Here is a 19,961-nt window from a genome sequence, read left to right as displayed (position 1 = left end):
TCCGCTCATCCCGGCGGACGCCGGGACCCAGTACTTTGGCTCCGTCCTCAGTTGAAGGAAGCTCGGGCGCGCGACCGCCGAACGTGGTGGTCGTGGCTCTCACTGGATCCCGGCGTCCGCCGGGATGAGCGGATCAAGAATCAGAGCGCGCTGTAAAACGCCTCGACCAGCCGCAGGGCACGCGGATCGCCGATCAGGTGCGGCGACTGGCGCGTCATGACATAGGCGGCCGAAAGCCCCGCCGCCTGATCAGCGAAGACCATGGATCCGCCCCAGCCGCAGTGGCCGACCGCCGCCGGATTGGGGCCGAAGATGTTCAGGCCCTGGTTGCGGGTGAAGCCCGCCGCCCAGCTCATGTCGAAGGGCAGCACCCGATCCGGCCCGTGGATGCGTTCGCGCGTCGCCTGGGTCAGGGTCTCTTCCGATAACACGGCCAGATGATCCAGCGAGCCGCCGGTGGCGACGATGGACATCATCCGCGCTAGGTCTCGCGCAGTGCCGTGCAGGTTGGCGGAGGGAATCTCCGCCATGCGCCACTCGGTCGAGCCGCGTCCGCCGGGCGCCGAGCCGCGATCCAGGAAAGCGGCTTTCTTGATCGCGTCGATGGGGCCGAGGTCCGGTGCGGCGGCGGGTTTGCGAAGTTGCGCGACGCGGCCGTGCTCGGCCTCAGGCAGGCCGATCCACAGATCCAGATCGAACGGCTGGGCGAAGTCTTCGCGCAACGCCGTCCCCATGGTCCGTCCGTCGACGATGCGGAACAGCTCGCCCGCCAGATAGCCGATGGTGATGGGGTGATAGCCGGACGCCGTCCCCGGCGCCCATAGCGGCGTCTGGGCCGCCAGCTTGTCCAGCACCGCCTGACGGTCGAACCAGATGGCCGGTTCGACGCCGTCGGAGAAGCCCGGCAGGCCGGACTGGTGGCTCATCAACTGACCGACGGTCAGTTGGTCCTTGCCCGCCGCGCCGAAGGCGGGCCAGTGGTCGGCGACCCGGTCCTCGTAAGACAGCAGCCCCTTGTCCACGCAGCGCGCGATCATCAGGGCCATCACCGCCTTGCCGGTCGAGAAGACCGGGACCAGCGTGTCCTCGGCGAAGGGCTTGGTCCCCGCTAGATCGGCCGACCCGGCCCACAGGTCCACCGCCACCTCGCCGTCGATGGTCACGCTGAAACGCGCGGCCAGTTCGTTCAGCCCCTCGGGCGCGTCGGCGAAGTTGGCGGCGAAGGCGTCCTTCACCGCATTGAAACGCGGCGGGCAGACGCCGTGGAGTTCGGTGAGGCTGGTCATGGATGCGGTCTAGCGCCTTGGCGGCTTCACGTCACTTGCGAGCGGACGCCGAGGCGTTGCGGGCGCCTTCGAACTCGTCGCCCGGCTTCCACGCGGGCCAGTCGCGCGAATTGGCCAGGTCGCGGCCGACTTCATACAGCAACTGCACATCGGCGGCGGCAGCGTCCATCTTCCACTCCGGCGTCCATTCGTCGGTCGGCTGATGATAGCGGTTGGCGACGTAATCACGGCTGGCTTCGTTGTGGCCGGTGAAGCCCGCAGCGGCGAACAGGGCGGGCACGCCCTTGCGCGCCAGCGGGAAGTGGTCCGAGCGGTAAAAAGCCCCTGCGTGCGGCGCCGGGTCGGGGATCAGGCGGCGACCCTCGCGCGCGGCCAGAACCGCCAGCCGGTCGTCCAGATCATTCTTGCCCGCGCCGATGACGACGATGTTGGGGTCGATCTCGGTCCCTGGCAGCAGGCTGTCCATATTGATGTTGGCGACGGTCGTCTCCAGCGGCCAGACCGGATTGGCGGCATAGTATTCGGCGCCCAGCAGGCCCGTTTCCTCGGCCGCCCAGCTGATGAAGACGGTCGAGCGTTCGGGACGCGGCCCCTCGGCGAACAGGCGGGCGATCTCCATGACGCCCGCGACGCCCGTCGCATTGTCGACGGCGCCGTTATAGATGTCGTCGCCGTTCTTGGGCGTGGCGCGGCCATAGGCGTCCCAGTGGGCGCCGAACATCACCGTCTCGTTCGGGTATTGGGTTCCGGGCAGGCGGCCGATGACGTTGCGCGTCTCGACCCGGTCGGCCTTCTGGCCGAAGTCGATGGACATGCTGACGCCGTCCAGCGCCACGGGGCGGAAGTCGGGGGTGCGCGCCTGATCCTTCAGGGCGGCGAAGTCCAGCCCGGCGTCCCGGAACAGCTGTTCGGCTACAGCGCCCTGAATCCAGCCTTGCGCCGCCACGCGCTCCTTGTCCGGGTCGGCGCGGACGATGTCGAACTTGGGCGCGGTCGAGGAATTCTCCAGCGTCGACCACGGATAACCCGCGCCCGGCGTGTCATGGATGACCAGAACGCCCGCCGCGCCGTGCGCCGCCGCCACCTGGAACTTGTAGGTCCAGCGGCCATAGAAGGTCATGGCCTGACCGTCGAACTTGCCATTGATCGGATGGCCTTCGGGCGCGCCGAAGTCGGGGTCGTTGACCAGCACCAGCATGATCTTGCCGGTCAGATCGACGCCCTTGTAGTCGTCCCAGCCGCGCTCGGGCGCGTCCACGCCATAGCCGACGAAGACCAGCGGCGCGTCGGTCAGGGTGATGCGCTGCACCGGCCGGTCGGAGGAGACGATGACGTCCTTGGCCCGTTGCAGTTCGGTCGTGCGGCCGTTGGATGAGACGCTGATGGCGGCGGGGCCGTCCTGGCTGGTGCGGCTGACCTGGGCCACCTGCACCCATGATCCGTTCGGGCCGCCGGGTTCGAGGCCGAGCGCCTGGAACTGCTGCGACAGCCACTCGATGGTACGGTCTTCGCCGGGCGTGACCGGGGCGCGACCTTCGAACTCATCAGACGCCAGAACGCGGGTCGCCTCGTTCAGCCGGGCCGGGTCGACGCGGCCGGCTTGAGCGAGCGCGGAGGTCGAACACATCAGGACAGCGATCAGGCCGACGGCGGCGGAACGGGGCAGGGACATGGGCAGGCTCGACATCTGAAATGTTTGCGCCACGCTGCCCCCTGAGGCCGCCGCTGTCGACCCCGAAAGACCTCAGCGCCCGTCCAGCCAGGCGCGCACGCCCTCCGCTGCGACAACGCCCGAGGCGAACGAGGCCTGCAGCAGATAGCCGCCGGTCGGCGCCTCCCAGTCCAGCATCTCGCCCGCCGCAAAGACGCCGGGCCGCGCCTTCAGCATCAGCCGTTCGTCCACGGCGTCCAGAGCGACGCCCCCGGCCGAGGAGATGGCGCGGCTCAGACCCTGCACCCCGGTCAAGGTCAGGGCGACGCCCTTGATCCGCGCGGCCAGTTCGGCGGGTTCTGCGGGCAGGGCTCCGGCTTCGCGCAGCAGGGCGACGGCGGCCGGGTCCAGCCGCGCGGCCTTGCGCAGCCAGTTCGACAGGCTGTCCTTGCCACGCGGTTTCGACAGGCGCTGGGTCAGAGCCTCGATGTCCAGATCGGGCCGCAGGTCGAGCGTCAGCACGGTTGATCCGTCGCGCTCCACCGCCTCGCGCAGACCGGCGGACAGGGCGTAGACGCCGCCGCCCTCGATCCCATAGGCGGCGATCATGGCCTCGCCGCGCACGGTGCGGCCTTCATGCGTCAGGGCGACGCCTTTCAGCGGCGTTCCGGCGAAGCGCTCGCGGAACAGCGGCGACCAGGCGACGTCGAAGCCGACGTTGGCGGGTCGGAAGGCAGCCATTTCGGCGCCCGCGTCCTCCAGCGCCGGAACCCACGCCGCGTCCGAACCCAGCTTCGCCCAGCTGGCGCCGCCTAAAGCCAGAACGATGGCGTCCGGGCGCTCGGTTTGCTCGCCCTCAGGCGTGTCAAAGGTCAGGGCATCGCCCTGCCAGCCGGTCCAGCGCGAGCGGGTGCGGACCTCGACGCCCAGACCCTCCAGCCGCGCCAACCAGGCGCGCAGCAGGGGCGAGGCCTTCATCACTTTCGGGAACACCCGTCCGGACGAACCGACGAAGGTCGGCTGGCCCAGCCCCTCGACCCACTCGATCAGATCGGCGGGCGAAAAGGCGTCCAGCCATTCCTTGATGCGTCCCTGCGCGGCGGCGTCATAGCGGTTCAGGAACGGCTCCGGCGGCTCCGAATGAGTCAGGTTCAGCCCGCCGCGCCCGGCCATCAGGAATTTGCGTGCAACCGAGGGCATCCGCTCATGCACGACGACGCGCAGGCCCGCCTGGGCCAGACGTTCGGCGGCCATCAGCCCGGCAGGGCCGGCGCCGATTACGGCGACTGTGGAGGGGGAGCGCGTCATCGACGCCTTCCTAGCCGGAATGACCGCCGCGGCCTATGCTGGCGGACATGAGCGTCGCCTTTACACGGGAAGAAGATCTGGAAGCCACGGCGGCGGACCTGCCGGACCGGCCGATCTCGCCCCATCCCAACCTCGTCACGCCGCAGGGGCTGGCCCAGATCGAGGCCGAGCTGGCGGCCGCGCGCGCGGCCTATACGGCGGCGCAGGCGGCAGGTTCGATCGAGGCTGACCGCACCGCCATGGCGCGGGCGACGCGCGACCTGCGCTACTGGTCGGCGCGCCGTGGCACGGCCCAGTTGGTCGAGGCGCCGCCGGACGGCAAGGTGCGATTCGGCGACACGGTGACGATCGAGCGCGAGGATGGGCGCACCCAGTCCTGGCGCATTGTCGGCGAGGACGAGGCCGACCCGACCAAGGGCAGCGTCAGCCACGTCTCGCCCCTGGCCCGTGCCCTGATGGGCAAGCGCGAGGGGGATGAGGCGACGGTCGCGGGCCAGTCGGTCGAGATCGTCGCCATCAAGGAAGGCTGAGAGGGGACGGCCTCAATAGCCGCCCGTGCCCTTTTCCTTGGCCACCGGCTGGAAGTCGCGCACGAAGCGTTCCAGCAGGCGCACACTGTAGCCCGCCGACCCGGCCGGTTTTACGTCGTTGGCTGCGCCAAAGGCCATGTTGGCGATGTCCAGATGCGCCCAGGGCGTCTCCGGGCGAGCGAAATAACCGATGAAGTGGGCGCCCGTGCCTGCGCCCGCGCCGCCGTCGCCCGAGTTCTTGATGTCGGCGATGGTCGAGGCGGTGGCTCGCACATAGGAGGGGTGCAGCGGCAGGCGCCACAGGGTCTCGCCCGTGGCGTCGCCTGCGGTCTTCAACTGATCAGCCAGGGCGTCGTGACGGCTGAACAGGCCCGCATAGTCATTGCCCAGCGCGCCGCCGACCGAGCCGGTCAGGGTGGCCACGTCGACGATGGCGGCGGGGTTCAGCGTGGTGTCGGCCCAGACCACGGCGTCGGCCAGGACCAGGCGGCCTTCCGCGTCGGTCGAGATGATTTCGATGGTCTTACCGTTCATGGCGGTCAGCACATCGGCCGGACGGATGGCGTTCCCGTCGGGCATGTTTTCAGCCAGGGCGGCGACGGCGACCACATCCACGGGCGCGCCGGACTTGGCCAGGGCCAGAACCGCGCCGACCACGCTGGCGGCGCCGGACATGTCCATCTTCATATTGCCCATGTTGGCGCCCGGCTTGATCGAGATGCCGCCAGAATCGAAGGTGATGCCCTTGCCCAGCAGGGCGACCGGGCCGTCGTTGGGCGCGCCCTGGCCGCGATAGCGCACGGCCAGCAGGCGCGGCGGGCGGCTGGAGCCCTGGCCGACGCCCAGCAGGGCGCCCATGCCCAGGCGTTGCATGGCGGGTACGTCCAGCTCGGTGATCTCGACCCCGGGCACGCCGGCGAAGGCGGCGCGGGCGCGCTCGACGAAGCTTTCCGGATAGATGACGTTGGCCGGTTCGTTGGACACGTCGCGGGTCCAGGCCATGGCCTCGATCAGGGCGGCGCCGCGACGGTGATGCGCCTGGGCGCCGGCCGCGTCATCGGCCACCACGGTCAGGGCGCCGGGCGCTGGGCGGTCACGGCCGGTGGTGACATAGAGGTCCGAGCGATAGTGGCCGATGCCCAGACCCGTCGCCAGTTCCGAGGCCAGATCCGCCGACAGGCCCGAGGTCAGGGCCGTCAGGGCGCCGGGCTGGCTGTTCAGCGCGCGGCCCGCGACGATGCCCGCCGTCTGCACGTCGGCGGCCTTGGGCGCCTCGCCCAGGCCGACGACCAGGATGCGGTCCCAGCCGCCGACGCCGTGCAGGCTCAGGGTCTGGCGCGCCTTGTAGTCGAAGCGGGCGGCGGTCAGGGCTGAGGCGATCGCCTGGCGCGTCGCGGCGTCCAGGGCGGCGCTGCGCGCGGCCAATTCAGCCTCCGACGCTAGCGGTAGAACCAGGGCGCCCGATGGTGCGGCCGAGGCGGCGAAGGTCACGGCGCGCGTCTGTGCGGGGGCGGGGCGAGCGGGCCAGTCGGAACGCTCGGCGGCGGGCGCGGCGCGGCGTGATTGCGCCTCGGCCGGAACAGCGACGCTCAGACCGGCGGCGGCGATCAGCGCGGCTGCGGCGAAGGACGGAATACGGGTGGTGCGGCGCATCGATCAGGGCCCCCTCTGTGACGATGAAGGCGCCTTTATGGGCGGTGGCGTGACGCGGGGGCAACTGCTCCGCTGAGGGAAGAACGCCGGGCGCGACGCCTTGTCGCGCTTGGCGCGCGCTTTGGAGCCGCGCCCGGCGCAGCGGCGGCCGTCAGCAGGCCGCCCGGCGCGGGGGCGTCGGGCAGGGTCGGGCCCTGAGGCGGACATCGCCGGTTTCGCGGCGAGAAAGTCGGCGGGCGTCGAGCAGGGCGCCGATCCAACCCCACGCGGGTTCCTTATGAGTGCGGTAGATGTGCTCCATGACTTCGTCCTCCTTTCTGAGAGATGCAGGATGGCGCATGATGGCGCGCGTCACAAACGAGACGACGGCGTTCATCCATAAGGTTGGCTTATGTCTGATCCTCTTTCCCGCATCCCGGTCGACGCCCTTCGCGTGTTCGAGACGGCGGCGCGCCTGCTCAGCTTCACGCGCGCGGCCGAGGTTCTGGGCATGAGCCAGGCGGCGGTCAGCTGGCGTATTCGCGACCTGGAGCAACGGCTGGAGCGGCCCTTGTTCACACGGGGCACGCGGCAGGTGAGCCTGACCCCCGAGGGCGAGCGTCTGGCCACGGCGGCGACCGAGGCGATGACCCTGCTGCGTCGGGCGGTGGCCGAGGTGATCGAGACCGACCAGGGCGTGTTGGCCGTCACCACGCTCCAGACCCTGGCGACCCAGTGGCTGGCGACGCGTCTGGGGACGTTCCAATTGGCCAATCCCGACCTGGCCGTGCGGGTGGACACCAGCCCCGGCCTGTCTAGCCTGGGCGCGGATGGGCTGGACGTGGCGCTGCGCTTCGGTTCGGGCCGCTGGGCGGGGCTAGAGAGCCGTTTTCTGATGCCCGCCGTCTTCACGCCCGTGTGCACGCCGGCCATGCGTGACCGGCTAGAGCTGAAGACGCCTGCGGACTTGAAGCGCGCCCATCTGGTCGGAGAGCCGGAGGAGTGGGCCGCCTGGTTCGCCGCCGCCGGTGTGGCGCCCGCCGACGCCGCCCCGCCGCCGCGCCTGACCGCCGACAATCAGGCGATGGAGGTGGCGGCGGCGCTGGGCGATCAGGGCGTGGCCCTGGGCTCGCCCATTCTTTACGGCCGCGAGATCGAGCGCGGCCTGCTAGTGCGGCCGTTCAAGGAGACCGTCGCCCTGGCCGAGGGCTACTGGCTCTGCTACCCGCCCGGCCGCCGCCTGACCCCTAAGATCGCCCGCTTCCGCGACTGGGTGCTGGACACGGCCCGGACCGAACCGGCGGTGGTCGAAGGCGCGCGCTTGGCGGGGCGCGAAGTGGGAGAGACAAGAAGCTAACGGGCTAGCGCACAACTTCTCCCTCCCCGTCCCGGGGAGGGTGGCTGAGGCCGTCAGGCCGAAGCCGGGTGGGGGCGGCAAGGCGATGCAAGTGCTGAGGCCGGGATCGCCCAGCCCTCCCCCACCCGGTCTCCGCTTCGCTGCAACCACCCTCCCCGGGACGGGGAGGGAGAGGCGGCGTCCGCGCAAAGAAAAGGGCGGGACCTTTCGATCCCGCCCTTCCTTGGTCTCAGCGTTGGCCAGCTTGGACTTAGAAGTCCATGCCGCCCATACCACCCATGCCGCCCATGTCGGGGGCGCCGCCGGCGCCGCCCTTCTTGGGCGCGTCAGCGATAGCGGCTTCCGTGGTGATCATGATGCCGGCGACCGAGGCGGCCGACTTCAGAGCCGAACGGACGACCTTGGCCGGATCGATCACGCCCATCTGGACGAGGTCGCCGTACTCTTCGGTCTGGGCGTTGAAGCCGAACGAGGCGTCGGTCGACTCCATGACCTTGCCGACCACGATCGAGCCTTCGACGCCCGAGTTTTCCGAGATCTGACGGATCGGAGCCTGCAGGGCGCGACGCACGATGTTGATGCCGGCGTTCTGATCGGCGTTGACGCCCTTCAGATCGATCAGCTTCTTGGAGGCTTGCAGCAGGGCCACGCCGCCGCCCGGGACGATGCCTTCATCGGCAGCGGCGCGGGTTGCGTTCAGGGCGTCGTCGACGCGGTCCTTCTTTTCCTTCACTTCGACTTCGGTCGAACCGCCGACGCGCAGGACGGCGACGCCGCCAGCCAGCTTGGCCAGACGCTCTTGCAGCTTTTCCTTGTCGTAGTCCGAGGTGGTGTCCTCGATCTGACGCTTGATCTGGGCCACGCGGGCTTCGATGCCGTCCTTCTCGCCCGAACCTTCGACGATGGTGGTGTCGTCCTTGGTGATCTGGACCTTCTTGGCCTTGCCCAGCATGTCGAGCGTGACCGTTTCCAGCTTGATGCCCAGGTCTTCAGAGATGACCTGGCCGCCCGTCAGGATGGCGATGTCTTCCAGCATGGCCTTGCGGCGGTCGCCGAAGCCCGGAGCCTTGACGGCGGCGACGCGCAGGCCGCCACGCAGCTTGTTGACCACCAGGGTCGCCAGGGCTTCGCCTTCGATGTCCTCGGCGATGATCAGCAGGGGACGGCCCGACTGAACCACGGCTTCCAGCACCGGCAGCATCGGCTGCAGCGAGGTCAGCTTCTTCTCGTGGAGCAGGATGAGCGGCTCTTCGAGGGAGACCTCCATCTTGTCCGGGTTGGTGATGAAGTAGGGCGACAGGTAGCCGCGGTCGAACTGCATGCCTTCGACGATGTCGACGGTAGTTTCGGCCGTCTTGGCTTCTTCGACCGTGATGACGCCTTCGTTGCCGACCTTGGCCATGGCCAGGGCGATCAGCTCGCCGATTTCAGCGTCGCCGTTGGCCGAGATGGTGCCGACCTGGGCGATTTCCGAGTTGTTGGAGACCGGCTTGGAGATGGTCTTCACTTCGTCCAGGGCCACGGCGACGGCCTGATCGATGCCGCGCTTCAGGTCCATCGGGTTCATGCCGGCGGCGACGGCCTTCAGGCCCTCTTGCACGATGGCCTGAGCCAGAACGGTGGCGGTGGTGGTGCCGTCGCCCGCGTTGTCGTTCGCCTTGGAGGCGACTTCGCGGATCATCTGGGCGCCCATGTTCTCGAAGGCGTCTTCCAGCTCGATCTCTTTGGCGACCGAGACGCCGTCCTTAGTCGAGCGCGGGGCGCCGAACGACTTCTGGATCACGACGTTGCGGCCCTTCGGACCCAGGGTCACCTTGACGGCGTCAGCCAGGACGTTGACGCCCTTCAGCATCTTGTCGCGGGCGTCGGTGTTGAACTTTACGATTTTAGCGGCCATGCGGGCAGCTCCTATCTATAAGATTTTAAATCAGAAACCGGAAACCTGAGGCGGCTGTCATTGCCGCGAATATCTGAGCCCGTCCGCGAAGCGGCCGGACCGATTTCGCTTAGGACAGCACGCCCAGGACGTCGGATTCCTTCATGATGATCAGGTCTTCACCGTCGATCTTCACTTCGCTGCCCGACCACTTGCCGAACAGGACGCGGTCGCCGGCCTTCAGTTCCAGGGCGACGAACTTGCCGTCTTCGTCACGGACGCCGGGGCCCACGGCGACGACTTCGCCTTCCTGGGGCTTTTCCTTGGCCGTGTCGGGGATGATGATCCCGCCCTTGGTCTTGGATTCTTCTTCAACGCGCTTGACCAGCACGCGGTCGCCGAGCGGACGAAACGCCATCTGAGTAACTCCCGTTAGGATGTTGGTTCCAGCCCTCGGAGCCCGCGACTTTGGCAGTCGCCCTCCCCGAGTGCTAACGACCGGGGAGTTAGGCAGGGGGAGGGGAGGCGTCAAGGGCGACGGCGCCCGAAATCCGGTCTCAAGATGAAGCGAAAATGAACGTCCGCCGCCGAGGTCGTTCAGACAGGCGCCGCTAAAAGGGGGACAACGGATCAACCGGCTTTCGAAAGGAGCCCGCCATGAAGACCCTGACCAAGATCGGCGTGGGCGCTATCGCCTTGACGATGCTGGCTTCGACCCCGGCCGCCGCTCAGCACTATCGCGACCGCGATCGCGACAACACCGGTCGTGACGCGGTCCTGGGCGCCGTGGTCGGCGGCGTCGCCGGGGCTTTGATCGGTCAAGGCGACGGACGCTATGTCGCGGGCGGCGCCTTGGCGGGCGCAGCCTTGGGCGCGGCGTCGTCCTCGAACAACGACGACTGCGGCTATCGCCGTGGCGGCCGCTGCTATCGGAACCAGGGCCACTGGGAACGCGAGCACGGCATCAACAGCCGCGACGGCTATTACAACGGCCGCTACGAGCGGGGCGACGACCGCTATTATCGGGACGGCCGCTATTGGCGGAACCACGGCGAATGGCGCAGCCATCAGAACCGTCGCGATCGTGGTCGTGATCGTGATCGCGACTATCGATACGACCGCCGCTGGTAGGCGGAGGGTGAGATGAGAAAGGCTCGGCTGCATGGCCGGGCCTTTCTCATGGGCGGGCCTACTCGAAGCCGCTGTTTCGCTCGGCGCTCGGCAGCAGCCGTCCCATGACGGCGACGAAGAAGGCCACCGTCCAGCCCAACAGGATGGCGCCGTTGATGCCTTCGATCGCGCCCAGCAGCTTCCACTCCGGGTCGATGGAGGCGTCGCCGTAGCCGATGGAGCTGTAGCTGATGGACGAGAAATAGACCGCCTCGCGCAGGTCTGGCACGGCGCCCAGCAGGTAGAAGAGGGCGGCGTAGCTCCAGATCTCCAGCCCGTGAATGAAGAAGAGGCCCAGCACCAGCGTCACCGTATAGAGGGCGCCGCGCGTGGACAGGGGGTTGAGGCGGATCGCCGTGGGGGTCGGACTTTCACGCGATTCCAGGGTCGCCAGGACGCGACCCAGACAGAGCAACCCGATCGCGTGTGCTCCCACGGTCAGCAGCACCATGGCGGTGGCGACCGTCAACTCCAGCAACATGTCCATGGCCGCCTCGCCGTCCGTTGTGCCGCCATGCCTTAGCACCGACCCCCTGTGGCGAGGAACCTCCGGCCGGGCGGCTGCGCAGCATCAATCCTATTGATCAGCTTGCGCCGCGCGCCTGGCGGGGCCGATCAGGCCCAGGTGGGTGAGGCCGAAGGCGTCCGGCGAGTTGAGCCCATAGCCGAGCGCGCGATCGAACCCGATGTGCGCCAGCCAGATCAGGCTGAGAGCGGTCGCCAAGGGCGCGGCGACGAGCAGGCTCGCCCCCGCCAGCGCCAACGGCCCGATCAAACTGTGCGCCAGATTATAGGTCCATGCGCCCACGCGCGGACCGGCGAGGTAGCCGGCGAATGAGAGGTCGGGGGCCAGGAAGAGAACGGCGAACATCGCCCAGCCCTGGCCAAGGCGGGCATAGGCCAGGGCGGCGAGGGCGAGCAAGGCCAGACCCTCCAGCCGCTGCCAGGCCGGGGCGACGACGATCACGTCGTCAGTCGCCGCAGAAGATCCGCCGTGGAGGGGTCGAGATCCTCTGAAGGCGTTCCCGTGGCGGCGTCCTTCAGCAAGGCCTTGGCCAGAACCTTGCCCAGCTCAACGCCCCACTGATCGAAGCTGTTGATGTCCCACAGCACGCCCTCGACGAAGGTCTTGTGCTCATAGAGGGCGATCAGGGCGCCGAGGGTCTGAGGCGTCAGCCGCTCCATCAGAATGGCGGTCGACGGCCGGTTGCCGGGGAAGGCCTTATGCGGCGCCAGGCGGTCGGCTTCATCCTCGGATGCGCCGGAAGCGATCAGTTCGGCGCGAGCCTGGGTCTCTGTCTTGCCCAGCATCAAGGCTTGCCCCTGAGCCAGGGCGTTGGCCCAGAGAGGGCTCTCCAAGGTTCTCTGGTCGGTGGAGGCGACGATGATGAACTCAGACGGGACGACCTGCGGCCCTTGATGGATCTGCTGGAAGAAGGCGTGCTGGCCGTTGGTTCCGGCTTCGCCGAAAACGACGGGGCAGGTCTGGCGACCGGCGGGCGAGCCGTCGCAGTGGACGCGCTTGCCGTTTGACTCCATCTCCAGTTGTTGCAGGAAGGCGGGCAGACGGCGCAGAGCGTGGGCGTAAGGAGCGACGGTGCGCGCCGGGCGGTGCAGGCCGTTGACGTTGTAGATTTCGGCCAGGGCCAGCATTACCGGCGCGTTCCTCTCTAGCGGGGCCTCGAGGAAGTGGCGGTCCAGGGTGGCGGCGCCGTCGAGGAAGCCCTGGAACGCGTCCCAGCCCAGGCCGATGACGCAGGACAGACTGACCGCCGACCACAGGGAATAGCGTCCGCCGACCCAGTCGCGGAATGCAAAGGCGCGGCCGCAGCCGAAGGCCGCCGCCTTGTCCGGCGCGGCGGTGACGCCGATGAAGTGTTTCGTCATCCCCTCGGCCGGCAGGGCGGTGGCCAGCCAGACCTTGGCGAGCGCGGCGTTGGCCAGAGTCTCTTGGGTTGTGAATGTTTTGGAGACGACGATCACCAGGGTGGTTTCAGGATCCAGCCCGATCAAGGCCTCGGCCATGTCGCGCGGATCGATGTTGGCGACGAACCGCAGGTCGATAGCCGGATCGAGCGGGCGCAGGGCGTCCCAGATCAGGCGCGGTCCCAGATCGGAACCGCCGATGCCGATATGGAGCACCGTCTTGAAGGGGCGTCCGCTTGCGCCTGTTTCATTCCCGGACCGCAAAGCTTCGGCATAGGCTTTCATTTCGGCGCGCACGGCCTCGACTTCGGCCGAGACGGGTTCGCCCAGGGCACGGAAGTCGGCGCCGTTCGGCGCGCGCAAGGCCGGGTGCAGCACAGCACGATCTTCGGTCAGGTTGACCGCCTCGCCGTTGAACAGGGCCGCGCGACGGCCTTCAACGTCGCGGGCGCGGGCCAGAGCCAGCGCCGCGTCCAGGCCCGTCTGGGTCCAGCTCTGCTTGGACAGGTCGATGTGCAGGCCCGCCGCATCTAGGGTCAGCCGCGCCAGCCGGTGGGGGTCGGCCGTGAACTGATCCTGGATTCGGGCGTCCGCGTCCCGGCGGGCGGCGGCCTCCAATTCGGTCCAGGCGGTGTGCGGCATCGTCGTCTCCCCATGGCGGTCCCGGCTTTTGGCCCGGCGCTTGCAAGCTCTGGTTTACGGCTCAGGCCGTGAAGAGTTCAATCCAAGACTGGGTCAACAAGGATTTCCTAGTGGAAGTCCGCCGTTCCGGTCCCCTGTGAAAGGCACGCCATGTCCTGCGGAATAGCGCTCGCTGTCGCCCTGATGCTGGCTGATCCCGCCGTCGCCGAAGCCGCCGCCCTGCCGCCGGTCGCGCCCGCCGCTCCGGTCTCTGTGGCCCAAGAGCCCCTGTTCGCCGATCTGGTGGCCCGCTCGGGCGCCCTGAAGACGATCGTCGACGGCTGGATGACTTCGGGCGAGGCGGACAAGGCCGGCTTCTTCTCCGGCGCGGCCTATGCGGCGTTCAAGACCCAGGCGACGGATCTGGCCCAGCGCGACATGCAGGGCCATCTGATCCTCAAGGAACGCGGCACGGACAACGATCTGAAGTGCATCCTGCGCGGCATTTCGGAGGACATTCCGGTCAAGGTCGCAGCGCTGGAAAGCGCCTCCGACACGGCTGCACGCAAGCTGGCCCTCGACGAGCTGTCCTATCTGTTGAACGACAACGTCGAGGTCATCACCTCGCCGCCGCAACCCGAGGCCTAGCCTCGACTTGAGGCTTGGTTGCTGGGGCCTGCCGCGCTTCGCGCGACTTGAGGCCCGACTGCAGGGCGGCCAGAAAGGCCGTCCTCAGCCCTCGACGGTCTCGGGGTATTTGATGGCGCAGCCGTAGGGCGCGGCATAGGCGGTCTGCACCGCGCGGCCGGCCTTGGCGTCGGCCAGGGCGGCGCGAACGAAGTTGTTGGCCCCGTCCAGGTCTTCCACCTTGTTGGTCGGCCGGTCGTCGATGCCGCCGACGAAGATCAGCCGCCCCTCCGGGTCGATGATGCGCATGTCGGGCGTGGTCTTGGCGTCGTAGCGCTTGCCGACCTCGCCGGTCGGGTCGAGCAGCAGGTGGGTGAAGGCGGCCTGGTGCTTGGCCTTCCAGGCTTGCGCCTCGTCGCCCTCGACAAAGCCTTGGGTTCCCGGCGCCGAGGAGATGATGGTCAGCCAGACCACGCCGTCGGCGGTCGCCTCGCGCTGCAGGGCCTGCATGGCGCCGGTGTAGTGCTTCTTCACGAAGGGACAGCCTTCGTTGGTCCACTCCAGCACGACCGTCTTGCCGCGGAAATCGGCCAGGGATCGCTGCTGTCCCTCGGCGTCGACCAGGGTGAAGGCCGGGGCGGTTTCGCCGGGGGCGGGCGCTTCGGTCGCTTCGGGCGCGACGGCGGCGGTTTCGGACCGTTCGGGCGATGCGGCGGGTTGCTGCTGGCAGGCGGCGAGCAGAAGAAGCGAGGCGGAGGCGGCGGTCAGCAGGCGGAACATGGCGGTCTCCTTGGGGTGATGGATCAGCGGGCGGCGGCGTCCTTCAGGGCGCCGATGACGACGCCTTCGGTCAAGAGTTGAGGCAGGATGCGCGGTTGGGACTGGCCGGGCGCATAGACGAGGTAGAGGGGCACGCCCGAGCGGCCGTGGCGTTGCAGTTCGGCGGTGATGGCGTCGTCGCGTCGCGTCCAGTCGCCGACCAGATAGACGGCGTTCGCCTGTTCCAGCGCCTCAGCCGTGCGAGCCGAGGACAGGGCCGTGCTTTCGTTCACCTTGCAGGTCACGCACCAGTCGGCGGTGAAGTTGACCAGGACCGGACGCCCGTCGGCCAGGGCGGCCTTCACCGCCTGCTCGGACCAGGGCTGGGACGGCAAATGGGTCGAAGCGCCTGCGCTGTCCGGGGCGGCGGGCGCGGCGCGCCCCGCCAGGACGCCGAAGCCCAGCGCCGCGATCAGGGCCAGCAGGGCGGCGGCGCCCGCGACCCGGCCTTTTCCGGGCGCGGCGGCCTGATACCGGCCGTAGAGCCACAGCGCCAGGGCCAGCATCAGCCCGGCACCGAACAGCAGGGCCAGGGCGTCGGCGGTCTGGCGACCATAGACCCAGGCCAGCCACAGGGCGGCGCCGTACATGGGGAAGGCCAGCAGATTGCGTAAGCTCTCCATCCACGGGCCAGGCTTGGGCAGGCGGGCCAGCAGGCGCGGATTGAGGCTGATCAGCACATAGGGCAGGGCCAGGCCCAACCCCAGCATCAGGAAGACCGCCAGGGCCATCGGCCAGGGCATGAACAGGGCGGCGCCCAGCGCAAAGGCCATGAAGGGAGCGGTGCAGGGCGCGGCGACGATCACCGCCAGCACCCCGGTGAAGAAGGCGCCCGCCGCGCCGGGCAGACGCGACAGCGGACCGTGTCCGGCGCCTTGCAGGCCTGCGCCGACATGGAAGACGCCCGACAGGTTCAGCGCCACCGCCAGCATCAGCAGGGCCAGGGCGGCGACCACGCCCGGCGATTGCAGCTGGAAGCCCCAGCCCAGAACCTGACCGCCAGCACGCAGGGCTAGAAGCGCGCCCGCCAGCAGCAGGAAGGTCGCCAGCACTCCGGCCAGGAAGGCCAGGCCGTCGCGGCGCGCCTCGGCCGGTTCATGGGCGGCGCGGCTGAGCGAAGCGGCCTTCATCGCCAGGATGGGGAAGACGCAGGGCATCAGGTTCAGGATCAGCCCGCCCAGCAGGGCGAACAGCGCCGCCTTGGCGAAGTCGGACAGCCCAGTGGCGGCGGCCGTGGTCTGAGCACCCTCGCCGTCGCCGATCGCGCCCTCGCCCGCGACCCCGGTCAGAGCCGCGCCTGGTTCGGCGGTGATCTCCCAGGCGCCCAGATCGGTGGACAGGACGCCGCCGATCGGTCCCAGCAACCCCTTGGTCGTCAGGCCGCGACCGGCGGCGACGCCTACGGTCAGCCCCTGCGGGCCGCGTTCGCCCGACTGGGCGGCGGCGTGGTCGATCACCCCGCCCTCGAACGGGTAGAAATAGGCCCATTTCGGCGCGACCCCGGTCAACGGCCCGCCGCTGGCCGTCAGGGTCAGCTTGCCGTCAACGAGGGCGGCGCGGGCGTCGATCCCGGCGGGACGGGGGGCGCCGGCGACCACCGCCTGCACCGCCTGGCCGAAGCGGGCGTCCAGCGGCGCGGCGCCGTCGCGAACGGGCAGGTCCAGCGCCAGGTCGAGGTCTTCCGGCACGCACATCTCGTCGCTGCAAACGTAGAAGTGGGCGGTGACGCGCAGGGGCAGGCTGCGCCCCGGCGGCGCGTCGGCCGGAATCCCGATCGGCACAGGCAGGAAGACCGTGTCCGAATAGCCGTAGTTCATCAGGCTCTGCAGCCGTTGACGCTCGGGCAGGGGCCACAGGATGTCGCCGGGCGTCACGTCGCCCGGCAAGGACCAGGTCAGGGTCGTGGGGCCGCCGGAGTCGCCCTGGTTGCGCCAATAGGTGTGCCAGCCGGGCTGGATCTTCTGGCGGATGGCGACGACGGCAGTGGAGCCGGGCGCAGCCCAGGCGCCCATGGCGACCAGTTCGGCCTCGATGCGTTCGGTGCGTTGGGGGCCCGGCGCGACGGCGCCCTTGGCGGCGGGGGCGGCTCCGGCGGCCAGAGCCTCGCGCAGGGCGGCCTCGGTCGAGGGCGCAGAGGCGACTGCCGTCGCCGGAAGGGCGAGGGCGAACCAGGTCAGCAGAAGAAGCAGGATGCGCAAGGGCGACGCCGAGTACAAGATCAGGGAAAGGCGCGACCTTAGACCCTCAAGCCTCGCCTATCCACGGCCCGCGACGGCGGGCCGCAGTTCAGCCGCCTGGGGCCGTTAGCGTGGGGCGACGACCTCGATCAGCACCTCGGTGCGGCGCCGCAGGGGATCGTTGACGCCGCCGACCACGGCGCCTTGAGCGCCGGCGGCTTCGATGTCGAAGGCCGGAGCGGGCAGGCCGGCGCCGGCCAGGGCCTCGGCCACGGCGCGGGCGCGCTGCTCGGAAATGGACTGGTTGGCGGCGGCCGTGCCGCTGCGGGCGTCGGCCAGGCCCGTCACCTTGACGTGCTTGATCTGGCAGCCCTGAAGCTGGGTCGCGGTCATGCCGATGGCCTGGCGCGCGGCGTCGGTCAGGGTGGCGCGGTCGGGCACGAAATAGACCTCGAACCGCTTGTCGGCGCAGGCGGACGGGTCGCTGACCAGATCGCTGCGCTTCTTATATCCGCTCGTGGCGGCGCACCCGGCCACGACCAAGCCGGCGGTCAGCAGAACGACGACGGAAACAAGCTTCATGTCAGGCCCCTCGCGCGCGCCGTGCGGCGTGCGCGCCCTCCAGCAAAAAGGGCGACCCGCGCCATGCGGATCGCCCTTTCAGATTGTCCCGAAAACGTTTCGGGCGCCAGAGGCTAGAAGCCTGGATCAATAACGGCGTTGGCCGTTCTCCCAGTAGCACTCGCTCTGGCGGTTGTCGTAGCAGTAGTAGTAGCGACCTTGGTTGTCGCGGTAGCGCTGCTGGTTGTTGCGGTCCTGGTTCGAGCCGCGGATGGCCCCGGCCGCGCCGCCTGCCAACGCGCCGATGGCGGCGCCCGTGGCTGCGTTGCCGCCGCCGACGTTGTTGCCGATGATCGCGCCGGCCACGGCGCCCAGACCCGCGCCGACGGCGCCCTGACGGACGGCCTGGCTCGAGCCGGCGCCGCCGCCGTAATACGGGTCGCTGGCGCAGGCGGTCACCAGAAGACCGGCGCCGGCGATGGCGAGAATCGCCTTGTTCATGGTTCTGTCCTTCATCCCTTAGGGGGCACCCCTGAAGCTTCGATAACGCAGTCGGAACGGGGCGGTTCCGAGGCAAAACGCCGCAAGCTTCACTTTATTTTTCACCGGTTGTCGCAGGGGCGGAACTGGCCGGTCGCGCAGGCGTTCGCCGCCCATGATCGACGCCCCGAATTTCTTGAGCGCCCTGGCCGCCGCCCCTTCGTCGCATGACGCCGCCGAGGAGCTTCGTCCCCTGACCGGCGAGGTCCGACTGGAGCGGGTCATCATCCTGGTCAATCCCTTGTCGGGCGGCGTCGGCCCACAGGCGGCCGACGAAGCCGCCGCCCTGCTGGCCGTCTATCCGCTGCAGGCCGAGGTGGTGGTGCTGGAGGGGGCGCGCATCCCGGATCAGATCGGCGAGGCTCTGGCGGCGCGGCCGGACGCCCTGTTCATCCTGGCGGGCGACGGGACGGCGCGCGCGGTCGCTGCTCGCGCTGGGCCGGAAGGGCCGCTGATCGCCCCCTTGCCCGGCGGCACCATGAACATGCTGCCCAAGGCCCTGTACGGCACGGCGGACTGGAAGGCGGCGCTTCGGCTGGCGCTTGAGGAGGGCGCGCCCCAGTGCGTGTCCGGCGGCGAGGTCGAGGGCGAGGCCTTCTATTGCGCCGCCATCCTGGGCTCGCCCGCCCTGTGGGCTCCGGCGCGCGAGGCCATTCGCGAAGGCAAGCTGAAGATGGCCTGGACCTATGGCCGCCGGGCGCTGAAAAAGGCCTTCTCGGGCCGGGTGCGCTATGCGCTGGACGGCGGCGAGCGGGAAAAGGCCGAGGCTCTGGTGCTGATCAGCCCGCTGATCTCCAAGGCCATGGTCAAGTGCGACGGGCTGGAGGCGGCGGCCATGAACACCGCCGACGCGGCCCAGGCCTTCCGTCTGGCCGCCCACGCCCTGTTCGACGACTGGCGCCAGGATCCGACCGTCACCACCCGCGGCGCGCGCAAGATCGAGGTGGAGGCCCGTTCGCGCATTCCCGCCGTGATCGACGGCGAGCCGATGCTGCTGGGCCGCGCAACGGCGGTGAAGTTCGTGCCGCGCGCCTTCATGGCTCTGGCGCCCAAGCCTCCGGCGGGCGAGGACAGCGTTTAGTGGGTCTGGTCCTCCAGTTCTCGGACGTTCATTTCGGATGCGAGCATGAACATGCGGTGGCGGCGGCGTCCGACTACGCCCACGCCGCCGGGGCCGACCTGATCCTGATCACCGGCGACATCACCCAGAGGGGCTATCCGCGCGAGTTTGCGGCGGCGGGCGAGTGGATCCGCGCCCTGCCCGAACCGGTCTTCGTCACCGTCGGCAATCATGACGTGCCCTATTGGGATGTGATGGCGCGGTTGTTCTGGCCCTGGCGGGCGTTCGAGCGGGCGACCGGCCATCCGGCCCATGACCATGAGTTCCGCACGGACCGGCTGATGGTGCGGGGCGTGACGACGGCGCGCGGCTGGCAGGCTCGGCCCAACTGGTCGAAGGGCGTCATCGATCTGGATCAGACGCGCCGCGCGGCCGAGGCCCTGCGTCAGGCGCCGGCCGGGGCCTTGCGCGTGCTGGCCTGTCATCATCCGCTCATCGAGATGATCGGCGCCCCCATGACCGGCGAGGTCAAGCGCGGCGAACGGGCCGCCCTCATCTTCGCCGAGGCGGGCGTCGACCTGATCGTCACTGGCCATGTCCATGTGCCTTTCGCCCTGCCGATCGGGGTCGGGGATCGCTGCTCCTACGCGGTCGGCTGCGGGACGCTGTCGCATCGTGAGCGCGGCGCGCCGCCCAGCTTCAACCGCATCGAATGGGACGCCGAGACGGTGACCGTCTCAGCCGTGGCCTGGGACGGTCGGGGTTTCGCGGATCACCAGACCTGGCGGCTTCCGCGCCGCCGCGCCTGACGGCTTCAATC

The 19,961-nt window shown here is 69.3% G+C and carries 19 protein-coding genes; 6 read left to right on the top strand and 13 right to left on the bottom strand.

The window, feature by feature from the left end; genetic code table 11:
- Positions 1-140: 140 nt before the first annotated feature.
- The 3 genes from FM111_RS15760 to FM111_RS15750 form a co-directional block, all read right to left on the bottom strand.
- Positions 141-1,286 carry a serine hydrolase domain-containing protein gene (locus FM111_RS15760; protein ID WP_087141859.1) on the bottom strand — a complete coding sequence of 382 codons (1,146 nt, stop codon included), beginning with the start codon at positions 1,284-1,286 and terminating at the stop codon, positions 141-143.
- A 31-nt stretch (positions 1,287-1,317) separates the two neighbouring features.
- Entirely contained in the window at positions 1,318-2,958 is a 1,641-nt protein-coding gene (locus tag FM111_RS15755) for a M28 family metallopeptidase (protein ID WP_087141873.1), read from the bottom strand.
- Between the two features lie 72 nt (positions 2,959-3,030).
- Positions 3,031-4,245, bottom strand: coding sequence for a TIGR03862 family flavoprotein (locus tag FM111_RS15750; RefSeq protein ID WP_087141858.1), 1,215 nt, complete (start codon positions 4,243-4,245; stop codon positions 3,031-3,033).
- Positions 4,246-4,292: 47 nt separating this feature from the next.
- On the opposite strand from FM111_RS15750, the gene greA reads away from it, so the two are divergent.
- A complete protein-coding gene (greA, locus tag FM111_RS15745) occupies positions 4,293-4,775 on the top strand; it encodes a transcription elongation factor GreA (protein WP_179205128.1) in 483 nt (160 codons plus the stop codon).
- Positions 4,776-4,787: 12 nt separating this feature from the next.
- On the opposite strand, the gene FM111_RS15740 is transcribed toward greA, so the two are convergent.
- Positions 4,788-6,428 (bottom strand): leucyl aminopeptidase, encoded by a 1,641-nt coding sequence (locus tag FM111_RS15740; protein WP_087141856.1) that lies wholly within the window; start codon positions 6,426-6,428, stop codon positions 4,788-4,790.
- A gap of 391 nt (positions 6,429-6,819) precedes the next feature.
- On the opposite strand from FM111_RS15740, the gene FM111_RS15735 reads away from it, so the two are divergent.
- Entirely contained in the window at positions 6,820-7,764 is a 945-nt protein-coding gene (locus FM111_RS15735) for a LysR substrate-binding domain-containing protein (protein WP_087141855.1), read from the top strand.
- A gap of 250 nt (positions 7,765-8,014) precedes the next feature.
- On the opposite strand, the gene groL is transcribed toward FM111_RS15735, so the two are convergent.
- On the bottom strand, positions 8,015-9,661 hold the full coding sequence (groL, locus tag FM111_RS15730; RefSeq protein WP_087141854.1) for a chaperonin GroEL: 1,647 nt from the start codon (positions 9,659-9,661) through the stop codon (positions 8,015-8,017).
- Between the two features lie 109 nt (positions 9,662-9,770).
- Positions 9,771-10,058 carry a co-chaperone GroES gene (gene groES, locus FM111_RS15725; protein ID WP_003166488.1) on the bottom strand — a complete coding sequence of 96 codons (288 nt, stop codon included), beginning with the start codon at positions 10,056-10,058 and terminating at the stop codon, positions 9,771-9,773.
- A gap of 239 nt (positions 10,059-10,297) precedes the next feature.
- Between groES and FM111_RS15720 the strand changes: the two genes are divergently transcribed.
- On the top strand, positions 10,298-10,771 hold the full coding sequence (locus FM111_RS15720) for a hypothetical protein (protein ID WP_087141853.1): 474 nt from the start codon (positions 10,298-10,300) through the stop codon (positions 10,769-10,771).
- Positions 10,772-10,829: 58 nt separating this feature from the next.
- On the opposite strand, the gene FM111_RS15715 is transcribed toward FM111_RS15720, so the two are convergent.
- The 3 genes from FM111_RS15715 to pgi form a co-directional block, all read right to left on the bottom strand.
- The gene (locus FM111_RS15715) at positions 10,830-11,297 is read right to left on the bottom strand and encodes an ion channel (RefSeq protein WP_256968383.1); all 468 of its coding nucleotides are present in this window, start codon (positions 11,295-11,297) and stop codon (positions 10,830-10,832) included.
- 90 nt (positions 11,298-11,387) lie between these two features.
- Positions 11,388-11,777, bottom strand: coding sequence for a DUF4260 domain-containing protein (locus FM111_RS15710; RefSeq protein ID WP_087141852.1), 390 nt, complete (start codon positions 11,775-11,777; stop codon positions 11,388-11,390).
- A complete protein-coding gene (gene pgi / locus FM111_RS15705) occupies positions 11,774-13,378 on the bottom strand; it encodes a glucose-6-phosphate isomerase (protein ID WP_087141851.1) in 1,605 nt (534 codons plus the stop codon). Before pgi ends, FM111_RS15710 begins: the two co-directional genes overlap by 4 nt.
- Positions 13,379-13,528: 150 nt before the next feature.
- On the opposite strand from pgi, the gene FM111_RS15700 reads away from it, so the two are divergent.
- Positions 13,529-14,005 carry a hypothetical protein gene (locus tag FM111_RS15700; protein WP_087141850.1) on the top strand — a complete coding sequence of 159 codons (477 nt, stop codon included), beginning with the start codon at positions 13,529-13,531 and terminating at the stop codon, positions 14,003-14,005.
- An 84-nt stretch (positions 14,006-14,089) separates the two neighbouring features.
- Here the strand turns inward: FM111_RS15700 and FM111_RS15695 are convergent, their stop codons facing one another.
- The 4 genes from FM111_RS15695 to FM111_RS15680 form a co-directional block, all read right to left on the bottom strand.
- The gene (locus FM111_RS15695; RefSeq protein ID WP_087141849.1) at positions 14,090-14,764 is read right to left on the bottom strand and encodes a thioredoxin family protein; all 675 of its coding nucleotides are present in this window, start codon (positions 14,762-14,764) and stop codon (positions 14,090-14,092) included.
- A gap of 23 nt (positions 14,765-14,787) precedes the next feature.
- Positions 14,788-17,001, bottom strand: a complete 2,214-nt coding sequence (locus FM111_RS15690; protein ID WP_087141871.1) for a protein-disulfide reductase DsbD family protein — start codon at positions 16,999-17,001, stop codon at positions 14,788-14,790.
- Between the two features lie 105 nt (positions 17,002-17,106).
- The gene (locus FM111_RS15685; RefSeq protein ID WP_087141848.1) at positions 17,107-17,562 is read right to left on the bottom strand and encodes an OmpA family protein; all 456 of its coding nucleotides are present in this window, start codon (positions 17,560-17,562) and stop codon (positions 17,107-17,109) included.
- A 126-nt stretch (positions 17,563-17,688) separates the two neighbouring features.
- Positions 17,689-18,042: a YMGG-like glycine zipper-containing protein gene (locus FM111_RS15680; RefSeq protein WP_087141870.1), complete on the bottom strand. Its 354-nt coding sequence runs from the start codon at positions 18,040-18,042 to the stop codon at positions 17,689-17,691.
- Positions 18,043-18,196: 154 nt separating this feature from the next.
- Between FM111_RS15680 and FM111_RS15675 the strand changes: the two genes are divergently transcribed.
- Both FM111_RS15675 and FM111_RS15670 read left to right on the top strand, forming a co-directional pair.
- Positions 18,197-19,162, top strand: a complete 966-nt coding sequence (locus FM111_RS15675) for a diacylglycerol/lipid kinase family protein (protein WP_087141847.1) — start codon at positions 18,197-18,199, stop codon at positions 19,160-19,162.
- Entirely contained in the window at positions 19,162-19,950 is a 789-nt protein-coding gene (locus FM111_RS15670; RefSeq protein WP_087141846.1) for a metallophosphoesterase family protein, read from the top strand. Before FM111_RS15675 ends, FM111_RS15670 begins: the two co-directional genes overlap by 1 nt.
- Positions 19,951-19,961 lie beyond the last annotated feature (11 nt).

It is taken from the genome of Brevundimonas diminuta 3F5N, from assembly GCF_900163625.1.
Classification (GTDB): Bacteria; Pseudomonadota; Alphaproteobacteria; order Caulobacterales; family Caulobacteraceae; genus Brevundimonas; species Brevundimonas diminuta_A.
This window is presented reverse-complemented; position numbering and strand designations above follow the sequence as displayed.